General features: G+C 44.3%; 16 protein-coding genes, 2 tRNA genes and 2 rRNA genes (1 of these 20 running past the window's edge). 10 read left to right on the top strand and 10 right to left on the bottom strand.

Annotated features, from left to right (window positions below):
• The 3 genes from ACOJUO_RS08015 to ACOJUO_RS08025 all read left to right on the top strand — a co-directional run.
• Positions 1-2,077, top strand: a 23S ribosomal RNA gene (locus ACOJUO_RS08015) (it extends 1,405 nt beyond the left edge of the window).
• A 191-nt stretch (positions 2,078-2,268) separates the two neighbouring features.
• A 5S ribosomal RNA gene (gene rrf / locus ACOJUO_RS08020) occupies positions 2,269-2,384 on the top strand.
• A gap of 271 nt (positions 2,385-2,655) precedes the next feature.
• On the top strand, positions 2,656-3,468 hold the full coding sequence (locus ACOJUO_RS08025; RefSeq protein ID WP_317144287.1) for a formate/nitrite transporter family protein: 813 nt from the start codon (positions 2,656-2,658) through the stop codon (positions 3,466-3,468).
• Positions 3,469-3,568: 100 nt separating this feature from the next.
• Here ACOJUO_RS08025 and ACOJUO_RS08030 read toward each other — a convergent pair whose 3' ends face one another.
• The gene (locus ACOJUO_RS08030) at positions 3,569-4,006 is read right to left on the bottom strand and encodes a hypothetical protein (protein ID WP_422136216.1); all 438 of its coding nucleotides are present in this window, start codon (positions 4,004-4,006) and stop codon (positions 3,569-3,571) included.
• Between the two features lie 488 nt (positions 4,007-4,494).
• On the opposite strand from ACOJUO_RS08030, the gene ACOJUO_RS08035 reads away from it, so the two are divergent.
• Complete coding sequence (locus ACOJUO_RS08035; protein WP_422136217.1) at positions 4,495-5,625, top strand: hypothetical protein; 1,131 nt, start codon at positions 4,495-4,497, stop codon at positions 5,623-5,625.
• A gap of 69 nt (positions 5,626-5,694) precedes the next feature.
• Here the strand turns inward: ACOJUO_RS08035 and ACOJUO_RS08040 are convergent, their stop codons facing one another.
• Entirely contained in the window at positions 5,695-7,464 is a 1,770-nt protein-coding gene (locus ACOJUO_RS08040; RefSeq protein ID WP_422140061.1) for a DEAD/DEAH box helicase, read from the bottom strand.
• Positions 7,465-8,080: 616 nt separating this feature from the next.
• Here ACOJUO_RS08040 and ACOJUO_RS08045 point away from each other — a divergent pair.
• Complete coding sequence (locus tag ACOJUO_RS08045; RefSeq protein ID WP_422136219.1) at positions 8,081-8,740, top strand: XRE family transcriptional regulator; 660 nt, start codon at positions 8,081-8,083, stop codon at positions 8,738-8,740.
• Between the two features lie 86 nt (positions 8,741-8,826).
• Here the strand turns inward: ACOJUO_RS08045 and ACOJUO_RS08050 are convergent.
• The 5 genes from ACOJUO_RS08050 to ACOJUO_RS08070 all read right to left on the bottom strand — a co-directional run bounded on the left by ACOJUO_RS08050 (position 8,827) and on the right by ACOJUO_RS08070 (position 11,200).
• Positions 8,827-8,902 (bottom strand) — tRNA-Phe (locus tag ACOJUO_RS08050).
• A 41-nt stretch (positions 8,903-8,943) separates the two neighbouring features.
• Positions 8,944-9,019 (bottom strand) — tRNA-Phe (locus ACOJUO_RS08055).
• 146 nt (positions 9,020-9,165) lie between these two features.
• Positions 9,166-9,384, bottom strand: coding sequence for a hypothetical protein (locus ACOJUO_RS08060; RefSeq protein ID WP_422136220.1), 219 nt, complete (start codon positions 9,382-9,384; stop codon positions 9,166-9,168).
• Between the two features lie 20 nt (positions 9,385-9,404).
• Positions 9,405-9,677 carry an oxidative damage protection protein gene (locus ACOJUO_RS08065; RefSeq protein WP_422136221.1) on the bottom strand — a complete coding sequence of 91 codons (273 nt, stop codon included), beginning with the start codon at positions 9,675-9,677 and terminating at the stop codon, positions 9,405-9,407.
• Between the two features lie 56 nt (positions 9,678-9,733).
• Positions 9,734-11,200: a protein adenylyltransferase SelO gene (locus tag ACOJUO_RS08070; RefSeq protein ID WP_422139471.1), complete on the bottom strand. Its 1,467-nt coding sequence runs from the start codon at positions 11,198-11,200 to the stop codon at positions 9,734-9,736.
• A gap of 266 nt (positions 11,201-11,466) precedes the next feature.
• Between ACOJUO_RS08070 and ACOJUO_RS08075 the strand changes: the two genes are divergently transcribed.
• A complete protein-coding gene (locus ACOJUO_RS08075) occupies positions 11,467-12,504 on the top strand; it encodes a hypothetical protein (protein WP_422139472.1) in 1,038 nt (345 codons plus the stop codon).
• An 88-nt stretch (positions 12,505-12,592) separates the two neighbouring features.
• On the opposite strand, the gene ACOJUO_RS08080 is transcribed toward ACOJUO_RS08075, so the two are convergent.
• Both ACOJUO_RS08080 and mutY read right to left on the bottom strand, forming a co-directional pair.
• Positions 12,593-13,507: an acyltransferase gene (locus ACOJUO_RS08080; protein WP_422139473.1), complete on the bottom strand. Its 915-nt coding sequence runs from the start codon at positions 13,505-13,507 to the stop codon at positions 12,593-12,595.
• A gap of 81 nt (positions 13,508-13,588) precedes the next feature.
• Positions 13,589-14,689, bottom strand: a complete 1,101-nt coding sequence (gene mutY / locus ACOJUO_RS08085) for an A/G-specific adenine glycosylase (RefSeq protein ID WP_422139474.1) — start codon at positions 14,687-14,689, stop codon at positions 13,589-13,591.
• Between the two features lie 293 nt (positions 14,690-14,982).
• On the opposite strand from mutY, the gene ACOJUO_RS08090 reads away from it, so the two are divergent.
• On the top strand, positions 14,983-15,954 hold the full coding sequence (locus ACOJUO_RS08090) for a TDT family transporter (RefSeq protein ID WP_422139475.1): 972 nt from the start codon (positions 14,983-14,985) through the stop codon (positions 15,952-15,954).
• Positions 15,955-15,966: 12 nt separating this feature from the next.
• On the top strand, positions 15,967-18,270 hold the full coding sequence (locus ACOJUO_RS08095; RefSeq protein WP_422139476.1) for a hypothetical protein: 2,304 nt from the start codon (positions 15,967-15,969) through the stop codon (positions 18,268-18,270).
• A gap of 151 nt (positions 18,271-18,421) precedes the next feature.
• Here the strand turns inward: ACOJUO_RS08095 and ACOJUO_RS08100 are convergent, their stop codons facing one another.
• Positions 18,422-18,550, bottom strand: coding sequence for a hypothetical protein (locus ACOJUO_RS08100; protein WP_422139477.1), 129 nt, complete (start codon positions 18,548-18,550; stop codon positions 18,422-18,424).
• Positions 18,551-18,824: 274 nt separating this feature from the next.
• Between ACOJUO_RS08100 and ACOJUO_RS08105 the strand changes: the two genes are divergently transcribed.
• Both ACOJUO_RS08105 and ACOJUO_RS08110 read left to right on the top strand, forming a co-directional pair.
• Positions 18,825-20,921 (top strand): hypothetical protein, encoded by a 2,097-nt coding sequence (locus ACOJUO_RS08105; protein ID WP_422139478.1) that lies wholly within the window; start codon positions 18,825-18,827, stop codon positions 20,919-20,921.
• Positions 20,922-21,155: 234 nt separating this feature from the next.
• Entirely contained in the window at positions 21,156-23,228 is a 2,073-nt protein-coding gene (locus tag ACOJUO_RS08110; RefSeq protein ID WP_422139479.1) for a hypothetical protein, read from the top strand.
• Positions 23,229-23,688: the final 460 nt, after the last annotated feature.

Genomic DNA, 23,688 nt, shown 5'->3' on the forward strand with positions numbered 1-23,688 from the left:
GCTTTCTTTGAAAGTTCACAAGCTCTCGCTGGAATTTCCGAGAATTGAACAAATGCATGGACTTGCTGATCAGATGCGCAGAGCCAGTAAAGGAATCTGTGCAAATATTGCTGAAGGACATGGGAAACTGATCATCTCAAAAGCAGAGTTTCGAAGGTTCATATTGATGGCTATCGGATCATCTGACGAAATGAGAGTTTGGTTAAGGTACTGCCTTGATCTCAATTACATTGACGATCAGCAATGGCAAGACCTCAAAACCGAATACAACCAAGTCAGTAAGATGTTGGTTAGTTTGCACAAGAGTTTTAAATAACTCAGTTCAAACTGACAACCGACAACTGCAAACTGACAACTGAACCGGTAGAGGAGCGTTCTGTAAGCCGTTGAAGGTTCACCGGAAGGTGGGCTGGAGGTATCAGAAGTGCGAATGCTGACATGAGTAACGATAAAGGGAGTGAGAGGCTCCCTCGCCGGAAGACCAAGGGTTCCTGCGCAACGCTAATCGGCGCAGGGTGAGTCGGCCCCTAAGGTGAGGTCGAAAGACGTAATCGATGGGAAACAGGTTAATATTCCTGTACCCCTTTTGACTGCGATGGAGTGACGGAGAAGGCTAGGCCAGCAGGGCGATGGTTGTCCCTGTTTAAGGTCGTAGGCTGTGGACTCAGGCAAATCCGGGTTCACAAAGCCGAGAACTGATGACGAACCCACCAAGGTGGGGAAGTGGTTGATGCCAGGCTTCCAGGAAAAACTTCTAAGCTTCAGGTCAAGAGGGACCGTACCCGAAACCGACACAGGTGGTCAGGTAGAGAATACCAAGGCGCTTGAGAGAACCTGGGTGAAGGAACTAGGCAAAATGGCACCGTAACTTCGGGAGAAGGTGCGCCGGCTTTGGTGATCGGGCTTGCCCCGTAAGCTGAGGCTGGTCGAAGATACCAGGTGGCTGCGACTGTTTATTAAAAACACAGCACTGTGCTAACACGTAAGTGGACGTATACGGTGTGACGCCTGCCCGGTGCTCGAAGGTTAATTGATGGGGTTATCTTCGGAGAAGCTCTTGATCGAAGCCCGAGTAAACGGCGGCCGTAACTATAACGGTCCTAAGGTAGCGAAATTCCTTGTCGGGTAAGTTCCGACCTGCACGAATGGCGTAACGATGGCCACGCTGTCTCCACCCAGGACTCAGTGAAATTGAAATCGCTGTTAAGATGCAGTGTATCCGCGGCTAGACGGAAAGACCCCGTGAACCTTTACTACAGCTTCACAGTGGATCTTGATGTTGCTTGTGTAGGATAGGTGGGAGGCTTTGAAGTGTGGACGCCAGTCTGCATGGAGCCAACCTTGAAATACCACCCTGGCAATATTGAGGTTCTAACCCAGGTCCTTTAGCAGGATCGGGGACATTGTGTGGTGGGTAGTTTGACTGGGGCGGTCTCCTCCCAAAGAGTAACGGAGGAGCACGAAGGTTGGCTAAGCACGGTCGGACATCGTGCGGTTAGTGTAATGGTACAAGCCAGCTTGACTGCGAGAGGTACATCTCGAGCAGGTACGAAAGTAGGTCATAGTGATCCGGTGGTTCTGAATGGAAGGGCCATCGCTCAACGGATAAAAGGTACTCCGGGGATAACAGGCTGATACCGCCCAAGAGTTCACATCGACGGCGGTGTTTGGCACCTCGATGTCGGCTCATCACATCCTGGGGCTGAAGCCGGTCCCAAGGGTATGGCTGTTCGCCATTTAAAGTGGTACGCGAGCTGGGTTTAGAACGTCGTGAGACAGTTCGGTCCCTATCTGCCGTGGACGTTGGAAGTTTGAGGAGAGCTGCTCCTAGTACGAGAGGACCGGAGTGGACGAACCACTGGTGTTCGGGTTGTGTCGCCAGACGCATTGCCCGGTAGCTAAGTTCGGACGGGATAACCGCTGAAAGCATCTAAGCGGGAAGCCCCCTTCAAGATGAGACTTCCCTGGCCGCAAGGCCCATAAGAGACGTTGAAGACTACGACGTTGATAGGCGGGGTGTGTAAGCGTTGTGAGGCGTTGAGCTAACCCGTACTAATGACTCGAGAGGCTTGACCATATAACGCCAAAGCGATCTAGCAAGCTTGAAGCTGGAAGCTTGAAGCCGTACACAGTGAACGAGAGTGTTGAGCAAGAATAGACACACAGCTTAAAAGATATTTGGATTCCAGAGCCTTAGTTTTCGAGAAACAGCTTCAAGCCTCCAGCTTAAAGCTTCCAGCTCGAGAGCCAACGGCTCGACCAGTTTTGCCTGGTGACCATAGAGCGTTGGAACCACCCGATCCCATCCCGAACTCGGAAGTGAAACGACACATCGCCGATGGTAGTGTGGGGCTTCCCCATGTGAGAGTAGGTCATCGCCAGGCATTGAATAAAGCAAAACCCCGGTTGAGAGATTGATCGGGGTTTTTGTTTAATCGTATCCCATTACTCTCAAAACTTTTTCCTTCTTTGGTGCATGTTCACACAAAATGCACCGATTCACTTCTTTCCCATCAACTATTTTCTTCAGGTACTTGCCATCCTGTAAATAGTTAACTTATTAAAAATCAAATTGTTAAGTGATAAATCAAAAGACAGGCATCTTTTTTGCTGTGCAGGACTCGACGAATAATAAAATTAGCGAGATGGAATTATATGGCTTATATCGAACCCGATCAGTTTGTCAAAAAAATGGTGGACTCCGGTGAGTCAAAGATCTTTATGTCAACCAAAGATACTTTTATTCGAGCCTTCATGGCAGGAGCTATTCTGGGACTGGCGGCTATCTTTGCCATTACAGTGACTATCAATACTGGCTCACCGCTGATCGGAGCTCTGTTGTTCCCGATTGGTTTTATCATGTTGTATCTCATGAAATTTGACTTGTTGACCGGCGTCTTCACCCTGGTTCCTCTGGCGTTAATTGATAAACGACCTGGTGTGGATATGCGAGGGCTTCTCAGGAATTGGGGTCTGGTATTTCTGGGGAATTTTGCCGGAGCACTGACTACTGCTTTCTTTGTGTCGTTTATTTTGACCTATGGCTACAGCATTGATGGTGGAGCCATAGCTGCGAAAGTCTCCGCCATTGGTGAGTCGAGAACATTGGGCTATCAGGAGCATGGTCTTGCAGGTTGGTTAACGATTTTTGTTCGGGGAATGCTCTGTAACTGGATGGTATCAATGGGGGTTGTCGGCGCCATGATCTCAACGTCTGCAGGTGCAAAGATGGTGGCCATGTGGATGCCTATTATGCTGTTTTTCTTCATGGGCTTCGAGCACTCTATTGTCAATATGTTCCTTTTTCCCTTCTCAATGATCATGGGTGGTGAGTTTACTGTGATGGATTACCTGATCTGGAATGAACTGCCTACCGCTCTGGGGAATTTGGTAGGAGGTTTCCTTTTGGTTGGCCTGCCACTTTATTTGACCCATGTAAGAACCAGCCCGGAGCGAGGACTGGCTTAACGTATCAGAGTGACTGCCTCTCTTACATAAAGAGGTAGTCACAAAAGTTGTCTTGAGAAAAAAGAAAAGAACGGAAGGAATTTTACGTGGTGGCTCAGGTTTATTGCCGGGGCTCTGTAACCGCAACGCTCTCAAGAAAATCCATGATAGTCTGAACATCCTCCAGTTCACCTTCTTCATTCCAGAGTACTGCGATGGAACCTGCCCGGAAGCTCACTCTGACAGCGGAAGCAGGTAATTTGGAGAGCTTTTCAGAGCCGACTCTAGTGTTTTCAGGCCAGCATCCATCGGCTTTTTCCAGAACGATAACGGGATCATTATCTTCAGTCAAAGACACAGTGGAATACTCAAGCCATGGGCTCTGCTCGATAATGGCAGATTCAGGTAAAAGATCTTTGTCTTTGATTTCCCGACAGGTAAAGCCAGACAAGATGGCTTTGTTTCTAAGCTTCATACGACGCCTGTCTGATTTGGAAGGCAGGAGCCACATGAAGTTACCAATAATAATCAGAGCAATGAGTGCGATGATCCAGATCATGTCATTATTCTACTGTAAGTACTCAACCATACGAAATCATATTTTCTGACTCATTGTTCAGGCACTCTGACTGCGTTGCAACCCTGGACACATAGCTTGCTATGTTCCCGTCGTTGCGCCTTGCAGAGCACCTGCCCAATAAGCCAGAAATATTCGATTCCGTATGGCTGAGTACTTAATGCCTTAAGCAAATGTTTATGGACAAGGATAATACCATAAGGAATTAAAAGTAGTTACTGACCAGCAGCAGGACTGATTTGTACGTATGTTCAGTAAGTCCCACCCGTGTTCTGTATCACGGACAGAGGCGATTAAATCAGATTCAGGAGCTTGATAATAGATTGATGTCTCTACAATTACTCCAGCTGTGAGCCCTATCAGCGGATATGATTCATTATCCGGATTGAAGTAAAAAAAGTAAGGATACCGTTGAACTTTATAAAAAAATAATAATCTAAGGAATATGAAATTAAAAAAGGAGAAGACAGATGATAGCCACTGGAGGAGCACCCAATAGCAATATTCTTGAGAATCACAGCCTGCTTGGTAGAAGCAATTCAGCTCAAGGACAACAGAACAGTGAGACACGGACCTGTTCCTGGGCTCAGCATAAAGTTAACAAATTGCATCTGAAATTAAGAGGACCAGATTCAGCATTAATGAAAGCAGCCAAACACAACGATACTAAGCTGATCAGCTATATCATTGACAGGCACCCGACCTCTTTACAACTTTGCTTGAAGCAAAAAAATCGAAATCCGGCCATTCAGGCGGCAGTTCATGGTAAAACGGAAGCACTCCAATTGTTAATTAACTATGGAGCATTACCGGATACAGTATTGGCGAGTGAAAGCTATGAAAAAGGAGAAGGTAACCTCCCCCGACTATTTGTTCGCAGTGGCAGGCACTCTAGTTATTCGCCTGCTGATTTCACATCAAAAATAATGAAGGTGTTACTGGAAAACAATGATACCAACGTTAATAGCGTCAATTGTATTCAAGATTTTACTGGAAGTATGTACATGACACCAACGGAATTAGTAAACAGCCAGGTAGGAGCCAAAAACAGAGGCGTAATCAGTGAATTACTGGCCAGCGATCCCAGAACCCGGGTAAATACAAAAATAGGATTTGAGTACTCAGGGCCTTTTAAATCTTCCTTTCATATTAAATTTCCTCCTGAGTTTTCATTTTATAAAAAAACGGGTGAAAGAAAGATCCCTGTTAGCCTTATCGGTCAGGCCATATTGTTAAATAACCCTCATTTAGCACTTACACTACTTGACCGTCCGGATCTGGATCCCGGTAAACCCGATGGAACAGTCGAAAACCTGCTGATTATTTTCTTTAATAAATTAGCAAAGGGCTTGTTTTATAATCTGGGAGATCCTCTGAGAAAAAAAATGATTGCATCCGAAGAATTTCGCAGGCAGATCCTGAACTGTGACTCATTGTTAGCCAAGAGACGATTCATCTTACTCTTATCTATGGATTTCAAAAGCAGGAATATCCAACACATCGAAGAACTTATTTGGCTTAATCGCGATGAATTAAACACGCGCATCAGACATGAACTCTCTCAATATGACATAAGAGAATCTGTCGAAAGAGAGGTTTAGTCTGATTATTGCTGTCATAAATGTCTTGCTTCAGGCACCTTCATAATAGGTCTAGAGTATGAGGAGTAGTTATTCAGCCTCATAAGCCTTTCGGTAATGACCCTCATAATCAAAGAGCTTATCAACGACCGACCAGTAGTGTTTCTCTTTTCTGGCAATCACGAAGTCTGGTTTGCGAAATTTCTTTTGTTGACTGATAACGGAGTCGACTGACTTTGCCCTGAAGGGCTCAGCACGATTAATCAGGGCATGTTTGCCAAAGTGATGATAAAAAGCACCTTGTTGGGCAGCGGTGTCCAGACGGAAATACTCGCTGACTTCAGCTCCGTCTTCATCGTAGTAGGTGATTTTGATTCTGGGGTGATTTCCTCCGGAGTCAGATTCCATCGTCATACCGGAGCAACGAAGCACCATACAGTCTTTCAGGTTAAGGGCATCTCGCAGTTTTTGATCCGGATCAACCAGTGTTTTTCTGCATTGATGACATTTTCTCGCGGCAATGTCGTTTTCTGCACCGCATTCTTGACACTCCTTGAAACGATAGCGGAAGTCGCATCGAACGATTTGACCTTCAAACGTTTCAACGCCCTGGCAACGGCGACCATAGTGCTCGATCAGATCACCGTCATCATCGACAATGCCCCAGAAGCTGTTCTCATGGCCACAGGCAGGGCAGGGAACTGTCACCGCAACGGATTGGGAGTCTGGCTTTGGACTACCTATTTCAGGGCTAAACAGATCATAGCGATTGCCGGCAAAATCTATAACCAGACAATCTTTCTTGCCTCCTGCCAGACGAAGCCCACGGCCCACAATCTGTTGATAAAGGCTGACAGATTCGGTGGGGCGAAGAATAGCGATCAGATCAACATGGGGGGCGTCGAAGCCGGTGGTTAAGACCGAGACGTTGACCAGATATTTGATCTTCTGAGCCTTGAAAGCCTGAATCAGGTTATCGCGTTCCTGAGTAGCCGTGTCACCAATGATCAAAGCGGATTCAGATTCTGGCAGATAGCCCATTATTTCCCGGGCATGGTCCACGGTAGAAGCGAAGATCATGATACCTTTTCTGTTTTCCGACGCTTTCAGAACCTGATTGATGATCTGTTGTGTCGCCCGCCCTTCGCCCTTGAGCAGCGTGTTCAGATCAGCTTCGCTGTAGCGACCAAAACGGTCCCTTGATAAAAGACTGAAGTCGTAAAAAACAACAGGAGCATCAATCAAGGTTGCCGGTGTCAGATAGTTGTTTTTGATCATGTACGACAACGGAAGTTCATAAATACAGCTTTTGAAAAATCGCTTTTCTGCCGTTCGCAGGGTGCCTTTTTGGTTTCCGGGCAGGTAATGCTGATAAATCCAACCCATGCCAAGCCGGTAGGGCGTTGCCGTTAATCCCAGTATTTTCAGCTTTGGATTGAGCTTTTGAAGGTACTCAATAATCTTGTGATAACTGGAGGTTTTCTCCAGAGAAACCCGATGACACTCATCTATGACCAGCAACGTGAAGTCCTCGTCATTAAACTGATCCAGGTTTTTAACGACAGACTGAACACTGCCAAATACAACCTGCTCAGTAGCCTCTTTCTTGCCCAGCCCGGCACTGAATATGGAAGCTTTCAGCTCATAGCTTTCGTATTTGACATGATTCTGTTCAACCAGCTCTTTGACATGAGCCAGAACCAGGACCCGGCCACGGGCAATGCGTCCCAGCTCACTGATGACCAGGCTCTTGCCAGCACCTGTGGGCAGTACCACAAGGGCAGGGTCGTCACTGTTGCGAAAGTGCTGTATCACTCTGGAAACAGCGTCTTGTTGATAAGGGCGTAGCTGGAAAGTCATTGGCTGATTATATCGGTCCTTTGGTGACACTCCCCGCCTTGTCAGGCGAGGCTTCTGACTTCACGGGCTACAGCCAGCCTATAGCGACTGGACTTACACAGAAGCCTCCATCAGCAGTAACCGGGTGCCCCTCGGTTATTTATTGGTCTTTTGTTTGATTTGTCGCAGCCTTAACGGGTCACTCAGGTATGGGCTCGTCTGGTTCTTCAAGGGCGGTTGGGCAGTTGTCTCTGCCTTAATTTTTTGTTAACAGTGCTTGGTTTTCGTCACCGTGAGTCTCTGCATAGAGACAGACCGATGGAAAATATAACCAACTACGTACAAATACTCAACCGGAACGCTCTGCGTTCCCGTCTTATACCCCCGCCCGATTGAGGGTGTCGCAAAAGGTCAATTAAAACGCTTCAAGCTTCAAACCGTCATCTCCGCGAAGGCGGAGATCCACTGTTCGTGGTGGGTTCCCGCCTACGCGGGAACGACGATCTTGATATATCCTGCTGACCATACCCTTTTGCGACACCCTCTTCAGGGCGGGGAGGATGTCAACTGTGTACGTTTAATCAGATCTGCTGTTGTATAATTGCTCTTTCATTCTTATTTCAGGACAAAACAGAGTATGGCAAACGCTTTCGCGCGTCGATTCCAGTTGATAGTTGATCGTCTGGCAAAGGGAAACAAAAAGCAGTTTGCCGAAATGACAGGCAAATCCGCCTCTCACATCTATAAAATCTGTCGGGGTACAAGCCGCCCTTCCATGGCCTATCTGGAAAGTCTCTATGATGAGTTTCGGGTCGACCTGAACTGGTTGCTGACTGGCAATCAAAACGACAGTGGACAAATATCTGATACTAAAGAAAGTAAAGAAATTGTCTTCGCTCCTATGTTTGATGTAGAGGCCAGTGCAGGAATGGGTTCAGCTGTTCAGGGTGAAGAAGTCAGCGATTATTTTGCTTTCAATAAAACCTTTCTGAGCCGACAATTGGGCGTTTCCGGTGAAAGTCTGGCATTTGTCACCATCAGCGGTGACAGTATGCTGCCCACCTTTCAGGACGGAGATCAGGTGTTGGTGGATCTGTCCCGGAGATCAGTCCATAGTGAAGCTGTCTACCTTATTCAAACCGAAGATGGTTTGATGGCCAAGCGGGTAAAACAGGTGCAGCATGAACTGAAAATAACCAGTGATAACCCTGAATATCCCCGTTGGAATATGGATCTGAAAAAGGTGGAAGAGAATCCAGTTGTGGGCAAGGTCATCTGGTGTGCCAGGGCGGTCTGAGTAGCGCTTCAGAGGTACACTATTAATCTGTAAATTTTTTCGGCGCACAAAAAAAGGGTTACAATTTCTCGTAACCCTTTGATATATGGTGCCTAGGGGCGGAATCGAACCACCGACACGCGGATTTTCAATCCGCTGCTCTACCAACTGAGCTACCCAGGCCAGACTGCTTTTCGACTTAATAGCACCATCGTGAAGATCAATGGTGCCTAGGGGCGGAATCGAACCACCGACACGCGGATTTTCAATCCGCTGCTCTACCAACTGAGCTACCCAGGCGTTTCATGCAATCATGTGCGAGGCGTATTAAACGGATTTCACCCCTCTGAGTCAAGTCGGCTACAACGATTTTCGGTCTTTTGAACAAAAAAATTGGGTTGGATCAATAGATTAGAGATGTAACGCAGCAGACAGAGCTTGCTTTGTCATTGAAAAACGACATAGTCTGCCAATTCTTCCAGAGAGTCCAGTTCCGCTATTTCTTCAATCGGTGCCTGCCCTTTTTCTTCCTTGTAAGTCTGATAGGCCCGGGTATCTACAACAATGTCGCCATTTTCTTCCTGAAAGAGGACGGAGTGGTCGCTGATAGCAGAGAGGATCTGCTTCTTTTTGTTGTTAGAGATGGAAATGTCTTTGATGTTCATGGTAGAGGCTCCTAATCAGTTTACTTCTGCTCAGGCACAAAACCATCGGCGGTATCATAATCTTCACCGGCGAAAAACTTATCCATCTGTTCGGTCAGGTATTTGCGGGTTTCAGGGTCCAGCAAGTTGAGGTGTTTCTCGTTAATCAGGCGAGTCTGGTGGGCTTGCCATTCGCTCCAGGCTGTCTGGGAAACGTTCTCATAAACCCACTGGCCTTTGGGTCCGGGCAGAGGTGGTACAGCAAGACCTTCGGCTTCTTTTTTGAGTTTTACACAATGTACGGTACGGGCCATGGGTATCCTCATTTTCTTAATCGGTAACAGGTTGGAATGGTATAGCAAACTATCCGTCAGGACGAGCAGCTGACTTCCAGCTTTTTACCCCACTCAGGGGGCTTTTGAGCATAATGTTCCAGATCAGGGTGCTCATCATAGGGGGACTGCAACACTGTCATCAGTTGTTCAATCTCGCCGTAATCCCCTTGTTCTGCCTTCTCGATAGCAGCCTGGGCGAGATAGTTTCGCAGAATGTATTTGGGGTTAATTTGCTTCATACGTTGGTGGCGCAGCTGCTCTGGCTCGGAGTTTTGAGAAACTCTTTCATCATAGCGTTGCAGCCATTGTCTGAGCGGCCCAGATTCGCTGCATAAAGCAACGAATGCGGATACTCCCTGACCCACATGGTAATCAGACAAGGTTCGGAAAAACAGGGTGTAGTCCACATGTTGTTCATGGAGCAACTGCAGAAGATCCTTGATCAGATCTGAGTCTTTGGGGTCTTCTTCCAGGAGTCCCAGCTTTTCACTCATCAATGGCAGGTATCTGGCTGAGTAAAGTGCAGGATAGGTGTCCAGTATTTTTTGCAAAGCGGATACATCGTCGAGCAGAGGCACCAGGGCCTGTGCCAGTCGGCCACAGTTCCAGTAACCGATATCAGGTTGCTGGCTGAAGGCGTAGCGACCGGAGTGATCAGAGTGGTTACAGATGAAGTGCCAGTTGAAATCATCCTGAAAGCCGAAAGGTCCGTAATCAAAAGTTTCGCCGAGGATACTCATGTTGTCGGTGTTCATCACCCCGTGCGCAAAACCGTTAGCCTGCCAAAGGGCAATCATTTCAATGGTTTTTTCTACCACCGTTTTGAAAAATAAACTGTATTTGTCGTTTTTATCAGAACACTCGGGAAAGTAGTTCTCAATGGTAAATTCGGCCAGAGTTTCAAGGGCATCGTATTGTTTGCTGTAGTAGAAATACTCAAAGTGACCGAAACGGATATGAGTTTTTGCCATTCGCAGCAGGGTAGATCCGCGTTCCTCAGTTTCACGGTAAACCGGAGTGTCGCTGGTCACCACACAAAGGGCGCGGGTGGTCGGGATGCCCAGGTGAAACAGAGCCTCAGAGGCCAGGTATTCTCGAATGCAGGAACGTAGAACGGCCCGACCATCTCCAAATCGGGAATAAGGCGTCATACCTGCCCCTTTCAAATGGAGATCCCAGCTTTCACCCAGGTTGTTGGTCACTTCTCCAAGAAGCAAGCCTCGTCCGTCACCCAGCTGTGGATTGTAGCTGCCAAACTGATGTCCGGAGTAGATCATTGCCAGAGGATCGGAACCTTCCAGAGTTTTTAAGCCTCCAGCCACCTGGGCCAACTGTTCTTTGCAGGTGTCACTCAGCTCAAGATCTAACAGATCAGCGGCTGGCTGACTGACGGCTACCAGCTTTGGATTATCCAGAGGCGTGGCCTGAAGACGGGTGTAGAACACGTCAGGCAGCTGGCCAAAGCGGTTGTTAAAGTTGAGCTGATCCAGGCTTGTTCTCATTCAGGATTTTCCATACATCAGAGGACGGAAATGCCACCACTCCCTTCGACGGCATTGCTACGTTCAAATAATACCTTAGTATTTTACTAGGAAATCGTCCTGTAGGGGAGAGCTGTTCAGAAATGCTTATATAAAAAACGTCGGCTCAAGAGACGAGACACCAGAAAGAGCAGGAAGCATTTGTTAGATGGCGGTCGGAACATAAAGTTTGAACTTTCTTCAAAAAAAGCAGTCTAAACATTATTAATCAAATTTTTTGTATTAACATGAAAACCACAATAAAAATTTTAATGATCTGCCTCTTGGTTGAGCTTATGTCATTGTCTTCAACTGCTAAGGCATATGAAAGGGTATCCTGTAACTCCAGAAGTATTCAGGACTGTGTATTTGATATTTCAAATTCTCTCGGTATTGAGAATTATGAAGCTTGTGAGTTGAAAAACCTTAATTTTGAAAAAGGCTCTGTCACTAAAGATGGTTTCTATTCTTTAATATGCTCGTCTGATAGATTTTTTTTAAAAGAGTCACGAAAAAGCAATTATCAAGAAAACACACTTATTTATGACTACTTATCTACAAACTGCTTCTCTGAATTTTGCTCAATGTTAGTAAAACCAGTGAGAGAAGTTTCCCTTTCAAGTGATTCAGAACCCTTTTATTACTCTGTCTTTCCTTATGTAGAAGGAAAAACACTAAGTACAATAAAAGAAAAAATGTATTCAAATGGTTTAGATCGAAAAAAATTAAATATATTGTATAGAAAAATTGGAATGACTCTCGGTACTTTGCATAGCTCAGGGATAATCAATAAATATGGTGAAAACAATTTTATTTTATTGAAATCGCGCTTAGTGCATGGAGATTTGCATAGCTCAAATATAATCGTCAAATCTGATAATTCTGTGCTCTTTGTAGATACAGATGGTTTATACAAATCAGTAAAATCACCACAGCAGATAGTTATTGATATTAACACAGTGATACTTCAAGTTTTACCGGGGACGGTGTTATTACTTGATGACCCTGATTTATCTGATTGGATAAGTGCTTTTCCAGAGTTCGTTACTAATTTTATAGATGGCTACTGTAGTTTATTTACTGAAACCCAATATAACGAATGTAATTCTAAAATAAGAAAGCAAATGGTTTCGTTATTGAGAACTGTATATCAGTCACTTTTGACAAAGGATGATTCTGAATCAGAGGATGAATCAGAGGCTGTTGCTTACATAAATGCATACGTTCTGGAAAGTAGACTTGGAAAGTTGCTTTCGTCACATATTGAAAGCAAACGTAAACTCTAGGCCAAAAAGAATTTTTTGGCCTAGGAGTCAGAATGAAGGCTGTATTATACGACTATGTTTTAGCTTTTTTTACCAGCTTCAACGATTGTCATTTAACAACACCTTCCTGACGGTGACTCATTTCCAGCATGAGCTGATCTTTTTCTACCCAGAGATGATTGACCCATGCCTGAAAGTCATTTCGAAATTCAGCATCCTGCTGGTAGCTTCGACCTATGAATGATTCCGGGATCGTTTGTTGTTCAAAATGGATACTGACGCTTTTAATTCGACCACACAGGAAGTCCCAGAAGCCCAGCTGGTCTTTTTGATGATAAACAATGGTGATATTCAAAAGGGTTCTCACCTGCTCACCCAGTGCTCCGATCACGTAGCTGATACCGCCAGCACGGGGGTTCAGTAAATGTTTGAAAGGTGATGACTGCTTTTGGTGCTTTGCTTCGCTAAAACGGGTGCCTTCAAGGTAATTGACGATGGATACCGGCATGGTTTTGAATTTTTCGCAGGCTTTAAGGGTATTTTCCAGATCTTTACCACGCTTTTCCGGGTGCTTTTCAAGATAGGCTTTGCTGTAACGCTTCATAAACGGGAAGTCGAGAGCCCACCAACAGAGACCTATGACCGGAACGAAGATCAGCTCCTGTTTGAGAAAAAACTTCATCAAGGGGATTTTTCTGTTGAGCAGATGTTGCATCAGCAAAATATCAGCCCAGCTTTGATGGTTGGCAGTGACCAGATAATAGCCATTGGGGTTCAGATCTTTCAGGCCGCTGATATTCAGACGGGTTCCTGATAGCGCTCTGATCCAGAGAGAGTTGATGCTGATCCACAGCTCCGCCACAGAGTGGGCTATGCGTCCCATAAGGCGACGAAAGCTTTTTAGAGGGACGACGAGTTTTAAGAGAGAAAAACAGAGCAGCGGCAGGCTGAGAAAAAGGGTGTTGATGATCAAAAGGGAGACAGATAAACACCCTGTGACGTATTCTTTAAATCTACGGATCATGTTGGACTTGGCATTGTTTCATTGGGGTTGCGTAGTTTAACTCGAAATTTTTTTCAACTCTAACCCGGTAATTTCAGCCTCCTACAGGCTCCTCATGATTTTACTTAACAGTTTGCTGACCGGAGCTGCCAGCCCCAGCTCGGACGGATGATCAGGTTGAAACCAGTGCCATCGATCGCCATCCGCTACTGCAGAGGCTTTGTCAGTAAAAGATTTGATGGGGGTGATATCCAGGTGATAATGGCTGAATGTGTGTCGAAATGACGGCCACTCTTCAAAATCTTGCAGACTCAATCCGGTCATGTTTTGAGCAGCTTCAGACAGCACCTCCTCGATCTGGATTTCCGGAAACCCCCAAAGTCCTCCCCAAATACCCGTAGGAGGTCTTTTTTCCAACAGAACCTCTCCAAACTCGTTAATTACCATTAACATTCTTACCGATCGTTCCGGCTTGTCTTTTTTAGGTTTGGGCTCTGGGTAGCGGGTTTCTTCCCCGGCTTTATGGGCCAGACAATTTTGCTCTAACGGGCAAATCAGACAGGAAGGTTTGGTTCGGGTACAAATCATAGCGCCCAGATCCATCATCGCCTGAGTGTAATCAGCATTGCGATGATGTGGAGTATACTCTTCAGCAATACTCCAGAGTTGTTTTGCGACAGCGGACTGTCCGGACCAGCCAGGAATGGCCTGATAACGGGCCAGAACCCTTTTGACATTGCCGTCCAAAATCGGAGCACGAATACCCATACTGATAGATGCTATCGCTCCGGCAGTGGATAAACCAATCCCTGGTAACTGAGTTAATTCAGCAACAGAACGTGGAAACTCACCGGCAAAAGTGTCCATGACCATTTTGGCCGCCTTATGCAGGTTTCTGGCTCTGCTGTAATACCCCAGCCCACTCCACAAATGGAGTACATCATCGATCTCCGCTGAAGCCAGGTCTGCAACCTTGGGAAATCGCGCCATAAAGTTTTCAAAGTACGGAATAACGGTAGCGACCTGGGTTTGTTGCAGCATGACTTCGCTGATCCAGACCCGGTAGGGGTTGATGTTTTTCTGCCATGGCAGGTTCTTGCGGCCATGACCATCAAACCATTGGAGTATTTGCAGGCTGAAGGCTTCATTATTGCTATCTGGCGACATATCAGGGAGTCTGGGTTTGAAAATTGAGTCGTGCATTCTACTATGAAAAGTGCAATGAAATGCCGCTCAATCTGATTTCAAAGAGTTTTTGTATCTGCTTGCACTGCGAAGAGGGAAACATGATCTTCTGCACTTTAACCTAATCATTTTTCTGACGCAGGCTGTTTTTATCGGAAGTATATGGCCTTCTTAAGTATAAGACTTACTGATCTTAATTATTTAAAAGTTTGAATTTTCTTATTCACCAAACAGGTTATTTTATTCACATGCCTTTTAAAAGCTGCTCAAACAGCCATGTGCGATGACAGACACTCTCGGTAATAAGCAAGATGAATAAGACTGCAAATCCAGGCCGCACGGCTGGTCTGGTAACAAGACTAAGCCGTGTACCCACTCCTCTTGGAGGCTTGGCTCTGGGCATTGCCAGCCTCGGTGCTGCCTGGTCTCTGGTCATGCCCGACCAGTCCCAGGGGCTGAAGCTGACCGCTGCGGTTATCGCCGCTATTCTGGTCTTCAAGGTGATGCTGAAGTTTATTTTGCACCCGCATTTGATTCGTGAAGATCTTTCACATCCCGTCATCAGCAGTGTTATGCCAACCTGCGCCATGGCGACTATGGTGATCGCCTCTGCACTCATGCCCGTTTCCGAATTTGCGGCACGCTTGCTTTGGGTGGCAGCCGTGCTGACACATCTGATATTACTGGCAGGTTTTGTGACTCACAGGATTCGGGACTTTGATATTGAGCATATGGTGCCCAGTTGGTTTGTACCACCCGTTGGTATCATAGTGGCTGCGGTCACCAGTACGGGTATGGGTTTTGAGTCGCTGGTCAGGCTGCTGTTTATCTTTGGAATGTTCTGCTATTTCGTAAAGCTGCCCATCATGTTCTATCGCCTGATCTTCAAGAACGCTATTCCTGATGCGGCGCTGCCTACTTTTGCCATTATGGGGGCACCTGCCAGTCTGTCTCTGGCGGGATACCTGACCATCACTGATAACCCCAGCCTGATTATGATCAGTATTCTGACGCCACTGGCTATTTTTATGACGGCATTGGTGTATATGGCTTTTATCAAGCTGCTGAGATTGCCATTTTCACCGGGCTATGCAGCCTTCACCTTCCCAATGGTGATTGGTGCCACAGCGCTGCTTAAGCTGGAAGGCAGGGTAAATGGTGTCTTTGCTGATCTCTTTTTTCAGCTGGGGCTCATGGAACTCTGGGTGGCTACTGCCATTGTGGCTTATGTTGTTATTCGCTATACCCTGTTTTACCTGAAGCCCAGGCCGCAAATGGCATAACCTGAACAGTAAATGACTGGCTTGATTCTTGTGTTCTGCCAGTCTTTTTTCAGGAGTATGATCCTCTCTCAACGGTCAAATTCTGGAGTGCATTCAGGTTTGGCTGTTAATCCCCGTAGACCGTTATCAAGCACGAAATCTGTGATTACTGGCATGGTTATGGAATTCTTTTGGAAATTAATAGTCCAAGCATATGTAGCTGAGAAAATTAAATACGGTCAATGGAGACCTATGAATATAAACACTACCAGAACAAATACTCACGTACTTTACGAAAGCAGTCTTGCTAAAGAAAATGTTGATGAGAGTTTTGATTCAGAGCAGAGAGAAGTCAAGAGCTTTTCAAAAAAACGATGGGTTCAAGATAAATCCTCTGCATTGACAAAGCGGATACGAGGGCTTGCTTGTATTCTGCCAGATAGAAGTCATCGAAAGGCTAGTCAGACTATTTCCGAGAGAAAAGTTTCCCATTGGCTTACTACTGATGCTTTTGAAGCCCCGGATGAAGCAAGAAGCAGAGTGAGTGAGACGTTTACCGCAGTGGAAGTGGCTAAGCGTTTTCGAAATACCATTGAAAACCTTTTACATAGGCTGCGATACGACGAAATCGCAATGGAATATCATGAAGATGATCAAAGAGAAGAAATAACAGGAATTTTTATCGACTTTATTTTATGCCAGGAAGGTTTGGTCCATGATCGGTGTTTTACCGTTGAAAACAGTCCCGATAAATATGTGGCGGGTAAAACCACGAGCCAGGAGCGGATTAAAGAGATAGAGTCTTACTTGGATGTTATTTTTACCCAACAGGCAGCAGAGGCATCGAAATTTAATAAGCCCAGGTTACGTTATAGTCTGGGTGACATGCTGGTCGATTATCTTAACAAAAAAGAGAACGTACCGGATGATGTTACCCCAAAGATTAAGGTTACATATGATTTTCATATTTATGAGATTACTTACAAGAAATTGCTGAAAGAGATATATCCATTTTTTCAAACCCTTCTTGCAGGAAGAGGCTTTTTTTCCGAGTTAGTTTTGGTGTTTAATTGTGCCGCAAAATACAGACGGGAATTGATTGATAGTGCTTGTGTACCGTGTAAAACCGGAAATATGTTAACCATTGGTCTGCGGCTTAGCGAAAGTGATGTGAGAGAGTATTTTAATCGAAGTGTTATGGATGTTATTTTTTCAGGGCGCTGTGATGGTATTGTTAATGCCATGTTTGAAGGCTGTTCTCAAACTGACAATGAAGTGGAACCGGTAAACAGACCAAACCTTAAATTTGGTGAAGAACTTGAATATGATGTAAAAAATAAATTTTCTCGTACGCGGGGTCGGCTTTGTAATGGTTTTTCATTTCTACTCAAAGAAAAAGGGATGGTTTTACAAGCTTCCAATGACAAACGTGGCCCACACTTTGGCTTTGATAATAGCTTTACCGTAGTCTCTTTTTATGACTCAGAGGATTGGTTTGAAATAAACTGCACGCCTTATCATACAGATGATCAACGCGCAAAACTATCATTTCAGAAGGTCATTGAAGCTACTGACTCAATGCGCAAGGAAGGATTGATTGATTATAGCTCCGGACATAAACACGTTGATGCTATGAGTGCCACTCAGGGTGATACCAGCGTGCTTCTGGCGATGGAGTCTGAGATCCAACGAAATCCTTTTTTGCTGAGAGCGTTTGGAAATAATGATCGTATCCTGCAGGACGATGAGGCCAGATGGTATAAAACATTTGCTGATTATAATCCAGACACAAAACCTTTTGCCGTAAAGCGGTTAAATAGAATCATTGACCGATATAATAAAAAAATAGAAGAAAATTATACTGAAAGGCCAAGCCATAAAGTGAGCACTGATTCGGAAAACAAAGAAAGACTTGAAGAATTTGCGCATTTTTATAGCCAAGTTGTTCATATGACGACTATACAGAAGGGAATTGGTTTCATTGGTGGCGATATAATGGGAAAGTTTATGGCTATGTCTTTGTTGCATATTACCGGAGCAAGCGGAGTCAACAAGTTATCTACGCTGGAATTTCGTTTTTTCCGTTGCCCGAAATCAGTACAGGAAATTGAGTTGATTAACCAATTCTTACAAACCTGGTTTCAATACATTCATCAGTGCAGGAAAGATAAAATTCCTTTGCAGCCTGTCCCTGAAGATATTCAATCCTCTAAAGACTATACGGCAGCTGAAGTTCAGCTAAAAACCATTGATTATCTCAGTAAACTAGGGCTGAACCCGGAGCATTATCGCTGTTTTTGGGGCGAAGTAAGAGATATTCCGTCAGCGACCGACTGAATGTAAAACTCAGGTTATGAACTATAGTGTCAGTTTTTAATGCTGGCGCTGGGGTGATTGGCCCCCAACCTCCTGATTTACTTCACTTCTTCTGAATCATTCCATCCCGATCATCAGCCTCATGCAGCAGGCCAGCACTGAGTAATATGAATCATCGTTCCGGCTTGTCTTTTTTAGGTTTTGGCTCTGGGTAGCGGGTTTCTTCCCCGGCTTTATGGGCCAGACCATTCTGCTCTAACGGGCAAATCAGACAGGAAGGTTTGGTTCGGGTACAAATCATTGCGCCCAGATCCATCATCGCCTGAGTGTAATCAGCATTTAACCTGAACAGAAAATGACTGGTTTTGATCCTTGTATTCTGCCAGTCTTTTTTCAGGAGTATGATCCTCTTTCAACGGCCAGTTCCGGAGTGTATTCAGGTTTGGCTGTTAATCCCCGAAGACCGTTATCAAACACGAAATCTGTCATTATTGGCAGGGTTGTGGAATTTTTTTGGAAACTAATAGTCTAAAACGCATAGCTAAGAAAATTAAATACGGTCAATGGAGTGATCAATGAATATAAATTCTAACAGAACAGATGCATATGGACTTTATGCAAGCAGTTTTGCTAAAAAAAATGTTGATGAGAGTTATGATTCAGAGCAGAGAGAAGTCAAGAGCTTTTCAAGAAAGCGATGGGTTCAAGATAAATCTTCTGCATTGATAAAGCAGATGCGCGTACTTGCTTGTAATCAGCCACATTTTTGTGATCGAGAGACTAGTCGGACTTCTTCCGATAGAAAAGTTTCCCATTGGGTTACTACTGATGGTTTTAAGGCCTTAGACGAAGCAAGAAGCAGAGTGAGCAAGACGTTCACCGCAGAGGAAGTGGCTGAACGTTTTCGCAATACCATTGAAAACCTCATACATAAGCTGCGATACGAGAAAATCGCAACGGGATATCATGAAATTGATCAAAGAGAAGAAATAACAGCAATTTTTATTGACTTTATTTTATGCCAGGAAGGCCTGGTTCATGATCGCTGTTTTACCATTGAAAGCAGTCCCGATAAATACTTGGCAGGTAAAACCATAAGCCAAGGGAGGGCTGAAGAAATACAGTCTTTCCTGGATGCTATTTTTACCGAACGGGCAGCAGAGGAATCAGAATTTTATGAACTTCGAATGTATTATAGTTTTGGGGATATGGTGGTTGATTATCTTAACAAAAAAGAAAGCGTATCGGATGATGTTATCCCAAAGACTGACTGTAAAAATGACTTTTGCCTCATTGAATTTACTTACGGGAAATTGCTGAAAGCTATATTTCCATTTTTTCAAACCCTTCTTGCTGGAAATGGCTTTTTTTCTGAGCTGGTTGTGATCTTTGATTTTGTCAAAAAATTCAGACAGGAAATCATTGATAGTGCATGTAAACCGTGTCAAACCAATAATGTTATAACCATTGCTCTACGCCTCAATGGTAATGATATAAGAGAGCATTTTAATCAAGATGTTATGGATGTTATTTTTTCCAGGCGCTGTGATGGTATAGTCAATGCCATGTTTGATAACTGCGCTTTTGGGACTGACAATGAAGTGAGACCGGCAAGCAGATTAAATCTTAAATTCGGTGAAGAGCTTGAATATGATATAAAAAATCAACCTACTGGCTCAAAGTATCGGCCTGTTGCTACTTTTACATGTCGACTCCAAAAAAAAGGTATGATTTATCACGATGCTAATGCTTGCGGACCTGATGCATCTTATGGTTATGGTTTTGATAATAGCTTTGCCGTATACCCTTTTTACGACTCAATGAGATGGTTTGAAATAAACTGCACGCCTTACCATTCTGATGATCAACTCGCAGAATTATCTTTTGAGAAGGTGATTGAAGTGACTGATTCAATGCTCATCGACGGGTTGATTGATTATAGTTCCGGGCATAAACACGTCGATGCCTTGAGTGCTACCCAGGGTGATACCGGTGTACTTCTGGCGATGGAGTCTGAGGTCCAGCGAAACCCTTTTTTGCTGAGGGCATTTGGAAATAATGATCGTATCCTGCAGAACGATGAAGCTAAATGGTATAAAACATTTTCTGATTACGATCCAGACATAAAACCATTTGCCTTAAAGCGGTTAAATAAGATGATTGACCGATACAATAAAAAAATAGAAGAAAACGATACTCAAAAGGCAAGCCATAAGGAGAGCACTGATTCGGAAAAAAAAGAGAGGCTTGAGCAATTTGCAACTTTTTATAGCCAGTTTGTTCATATGACGACTATACAAGAGGGGTTAGGTTATATTGATGCCGATGTCAGCGGAAAGTTTATGGCTATGTCTTTACTGCACATTACCGGAGCAAGAGGAGTCAAAAAATTATCAACGCTGGAATTTCGTTTTTTCCGTTGTCCGAAAACGGTACAGGAAATCAAGTCGATTAACCAATTTTTGCAAGTCTGGTTTCAATACCTTCATCAGTGCAGAAAGGATAAGACCCCTTTGCAGCCTGTTCCTGAAAATATCCGATCCTGCATAGATTATACGGCAGAGGAAGTTCAAGCTAAAACCATTGATTACCTCACTAAATTAGGGCTGAATCCGGAGCATTATCGCTGTTTTTGGGGCGAAGTAAGAGATATTCCGCCAGCGACCGACTGAATGTAAAACCCAGGTTATGAACTATAGTCTCAGTTTTTAATGCTGGCGCTGTTGTGTTTGGCCCCCAACCTCCTGATTTACTTCACTTCTTCTGAATCATTCCATCCCGATCATCAGCCTCATGCAGCAGGCCAGCACTGAGTAATATGAATCATCGTTCAGGAATTTTTTTACAAATTAGTAGTCTAAAGCACTAGAGCTTTAAAGAATTAAATGTGTTCATTAGAGATATTTATGAATATAAATACAACGAAAACAGATAGTTACGGATTTCATAAAAGCGGCCTTGCTGAAAAGACTGATGAAAGTTTTGATTCGGAACAGACAGTTTTCAAAAGTTTTTCAATAAAGCTACAGGTTGGGGATACATCCTCCGCACCGGTAGAGAAGATACGAGGAATCGGCACTATTGTACCAGATTCGAGCCATCAGATTGCCAATCAGACTATTCCCGAGCGAAAAGTTTCCCATTGGGTTACTTCTGATGATTGTGAGGCCACAAATGCAGTCGGAGTCAGCGAGACGTTTACGCCTGAGGAAGTGGCTGGGCATTTCCGAGCTACCATTGAAAACCTCAGGCATTCACCGATAAACGAAAAAATCGCAAGGGAAAGCTATGAATATGATCAAACAAAGGAATTAACAGAGATTTTTATCGATTTTATTTTATGTCAGGAAGGTCTGGTCCATGATCGGTGTTTTACTGTTGAACGCAGCCCTGATAAATACGTGGCGGGTAAAACCATGAGTCAGGGGCGGGTAGCAGAGATAGAGTCTTACCTGAATGCTATTTTTAGCGAATGGGAAGCAGAGGGATCGAAAACTTATTGGCCTAGAGTAGATTATGGTTTGGAGAACATGCTGGTTGATTATCTTAAAAAAAAGGAAAACGTACAGGATGATGTTGCTCCAAAGATTGTGTCCTCTGGTAATTTTTGGCATAAAATCAGGTTCGAGAAATTACTGAAGGAGATATATCCATTTTTTCAAACCCTTCTTGATGGAAGAGGCTTTTTTTCTGAGTTCGGTGTTGTCTTTAATTTTTTCGTAAAATTCAAGCAAGAACTGGTTGATAGTGCGCGTGAACCTTGTAGAACCAACAAATTAAACATTGGTCTGCGCGAGAACAGAAGTCATATGAGAGAGTATTTTAATCGATATGTTCTGGATGTTATTTTTTCCAGACGCTGTGATGGCATTGTTAATGCCATGTTTGGTGACTCCTCTTTTGAGACTGACACTGAAGCGAAGCCGTCAAAAAGATCAAACCTTAAATTAGGTGAAGAGCTTGAATATGATGTTAAAAATGATTTTTCCCGTACACGGGGTCGGCTTTGTAATATTTTCTCATCTCTACTAAAAGAAAAAGGGATGAGTAATCAGGCTATCACCGACCAACGTGGTGTGCACTATGGTTTTGATGATTGCTTTACCGTAGTCTCTTTTTATGACTCGACGGCGTGGTTTGAAATAAATTGTACACCTTACCATCCTGATGATGAACGCGCGAAATTATCTTTTGAGAAGGTGATTGAAGTTATTGATACAATGCGTAACAAAGGATTGATTGATTATAGCTCCGGGCATAAACACGTCGATGCCTTGAGTGCTACTCAGGGTGATGCCGGTGTGCTTCTGGCGATGGAGTCTGAGATCCAGCGAAATCCTTTTTTGCTGAGGGCGTTTGGAAATAATGATCGTATACTGCAAAAGAATGAAGCCAGATGGTACAAAACATTTGCTGATTACAATCCGGACACAAAACCATTTGCCGTAAAGCGGTTAAATAGGATCATTGACCTATACAATAAAAAAATAGAAGAAAATCATACTGGAAAGCCAAGCCATAAAGGGCGTACTGATTGGGAAAAAAAAGAGAGACTTGAGCAATTTGCCCATTTCTATAGCCAGTTTGTTCATATGACGACCATACAGAAGGGGCTTGGTTATATTGATGTTGATATCATGGAAAAGTATATGGCTATGTCTTTGTTGCATATCACCGGCGCAAACAAAGTCAACAAATTATCAACGGTGGAATTTCGTTTTTTCCGTTGTCCGAAAACGGTACAGGAAATTGAATTGATTAACCAATTTTTACAAGCCTGGTTTAAATACATTCATCAGTGCAGAAAGGATAAAATTCCTTTGCAGCCTGTCCCTGAGGATATTAAATCCTGCAAAGACTATACGGCAGCTGAAGTTCAGCTTAAAACCATTGAATACCTCAGTAAATTAGGGCTGAATCCGGAGGAGTATCGCTGCTTTTGGGGTGAAGTAAGGGATAATCCTTCAGCGCCTGATTGAATGCAAAGCTCAGGTTATGAACTTTAAAGTCAGTTATAATGCTGGCGTGGGGGTCATTGGCTCCCAACCCCTTCATTTATTTCACCTCTGCTGAATCATTCCATCTCGATCAACAGCCTCACGTAGCGGGTCAGCGAGTAATATTGATCATCGTTCCGGAATTTTTTCAGTAATTAATAGTCTAATGCACTCAAGCTTTAAAGGATTAAATGTGTTCAATAGAGGAATTTATGAATATAGACACTACCAAAGCAGATGCTTACGGATTTCATAAAAGAAGCCCTGCTGAAAAGACTGATGAAAGTTTTGATTCTGAACAGAAAGTATTCAAAAGTTTTTCAAGAAAGCTAAAGGTTGAGGATACATCCTCAGCACCGGTTGATAAGATACGAAGGCTCGGCTCTACTGCGCCAGGCTGCAGCCATCAGGTTGCCAATCAGACTATTCCCGAGCGAAAAGT

Source organism: Endozoicomonas sp. ALC020, from assembly GCF_049275935.1.
In the GTDB taxonomy this organism is placed as follows: Bacteria; Pseudomonadota; Gammaproteobacteria; order Pseudomonadales; family Endozoicomonadaceae; genus Endozoicomonas_A.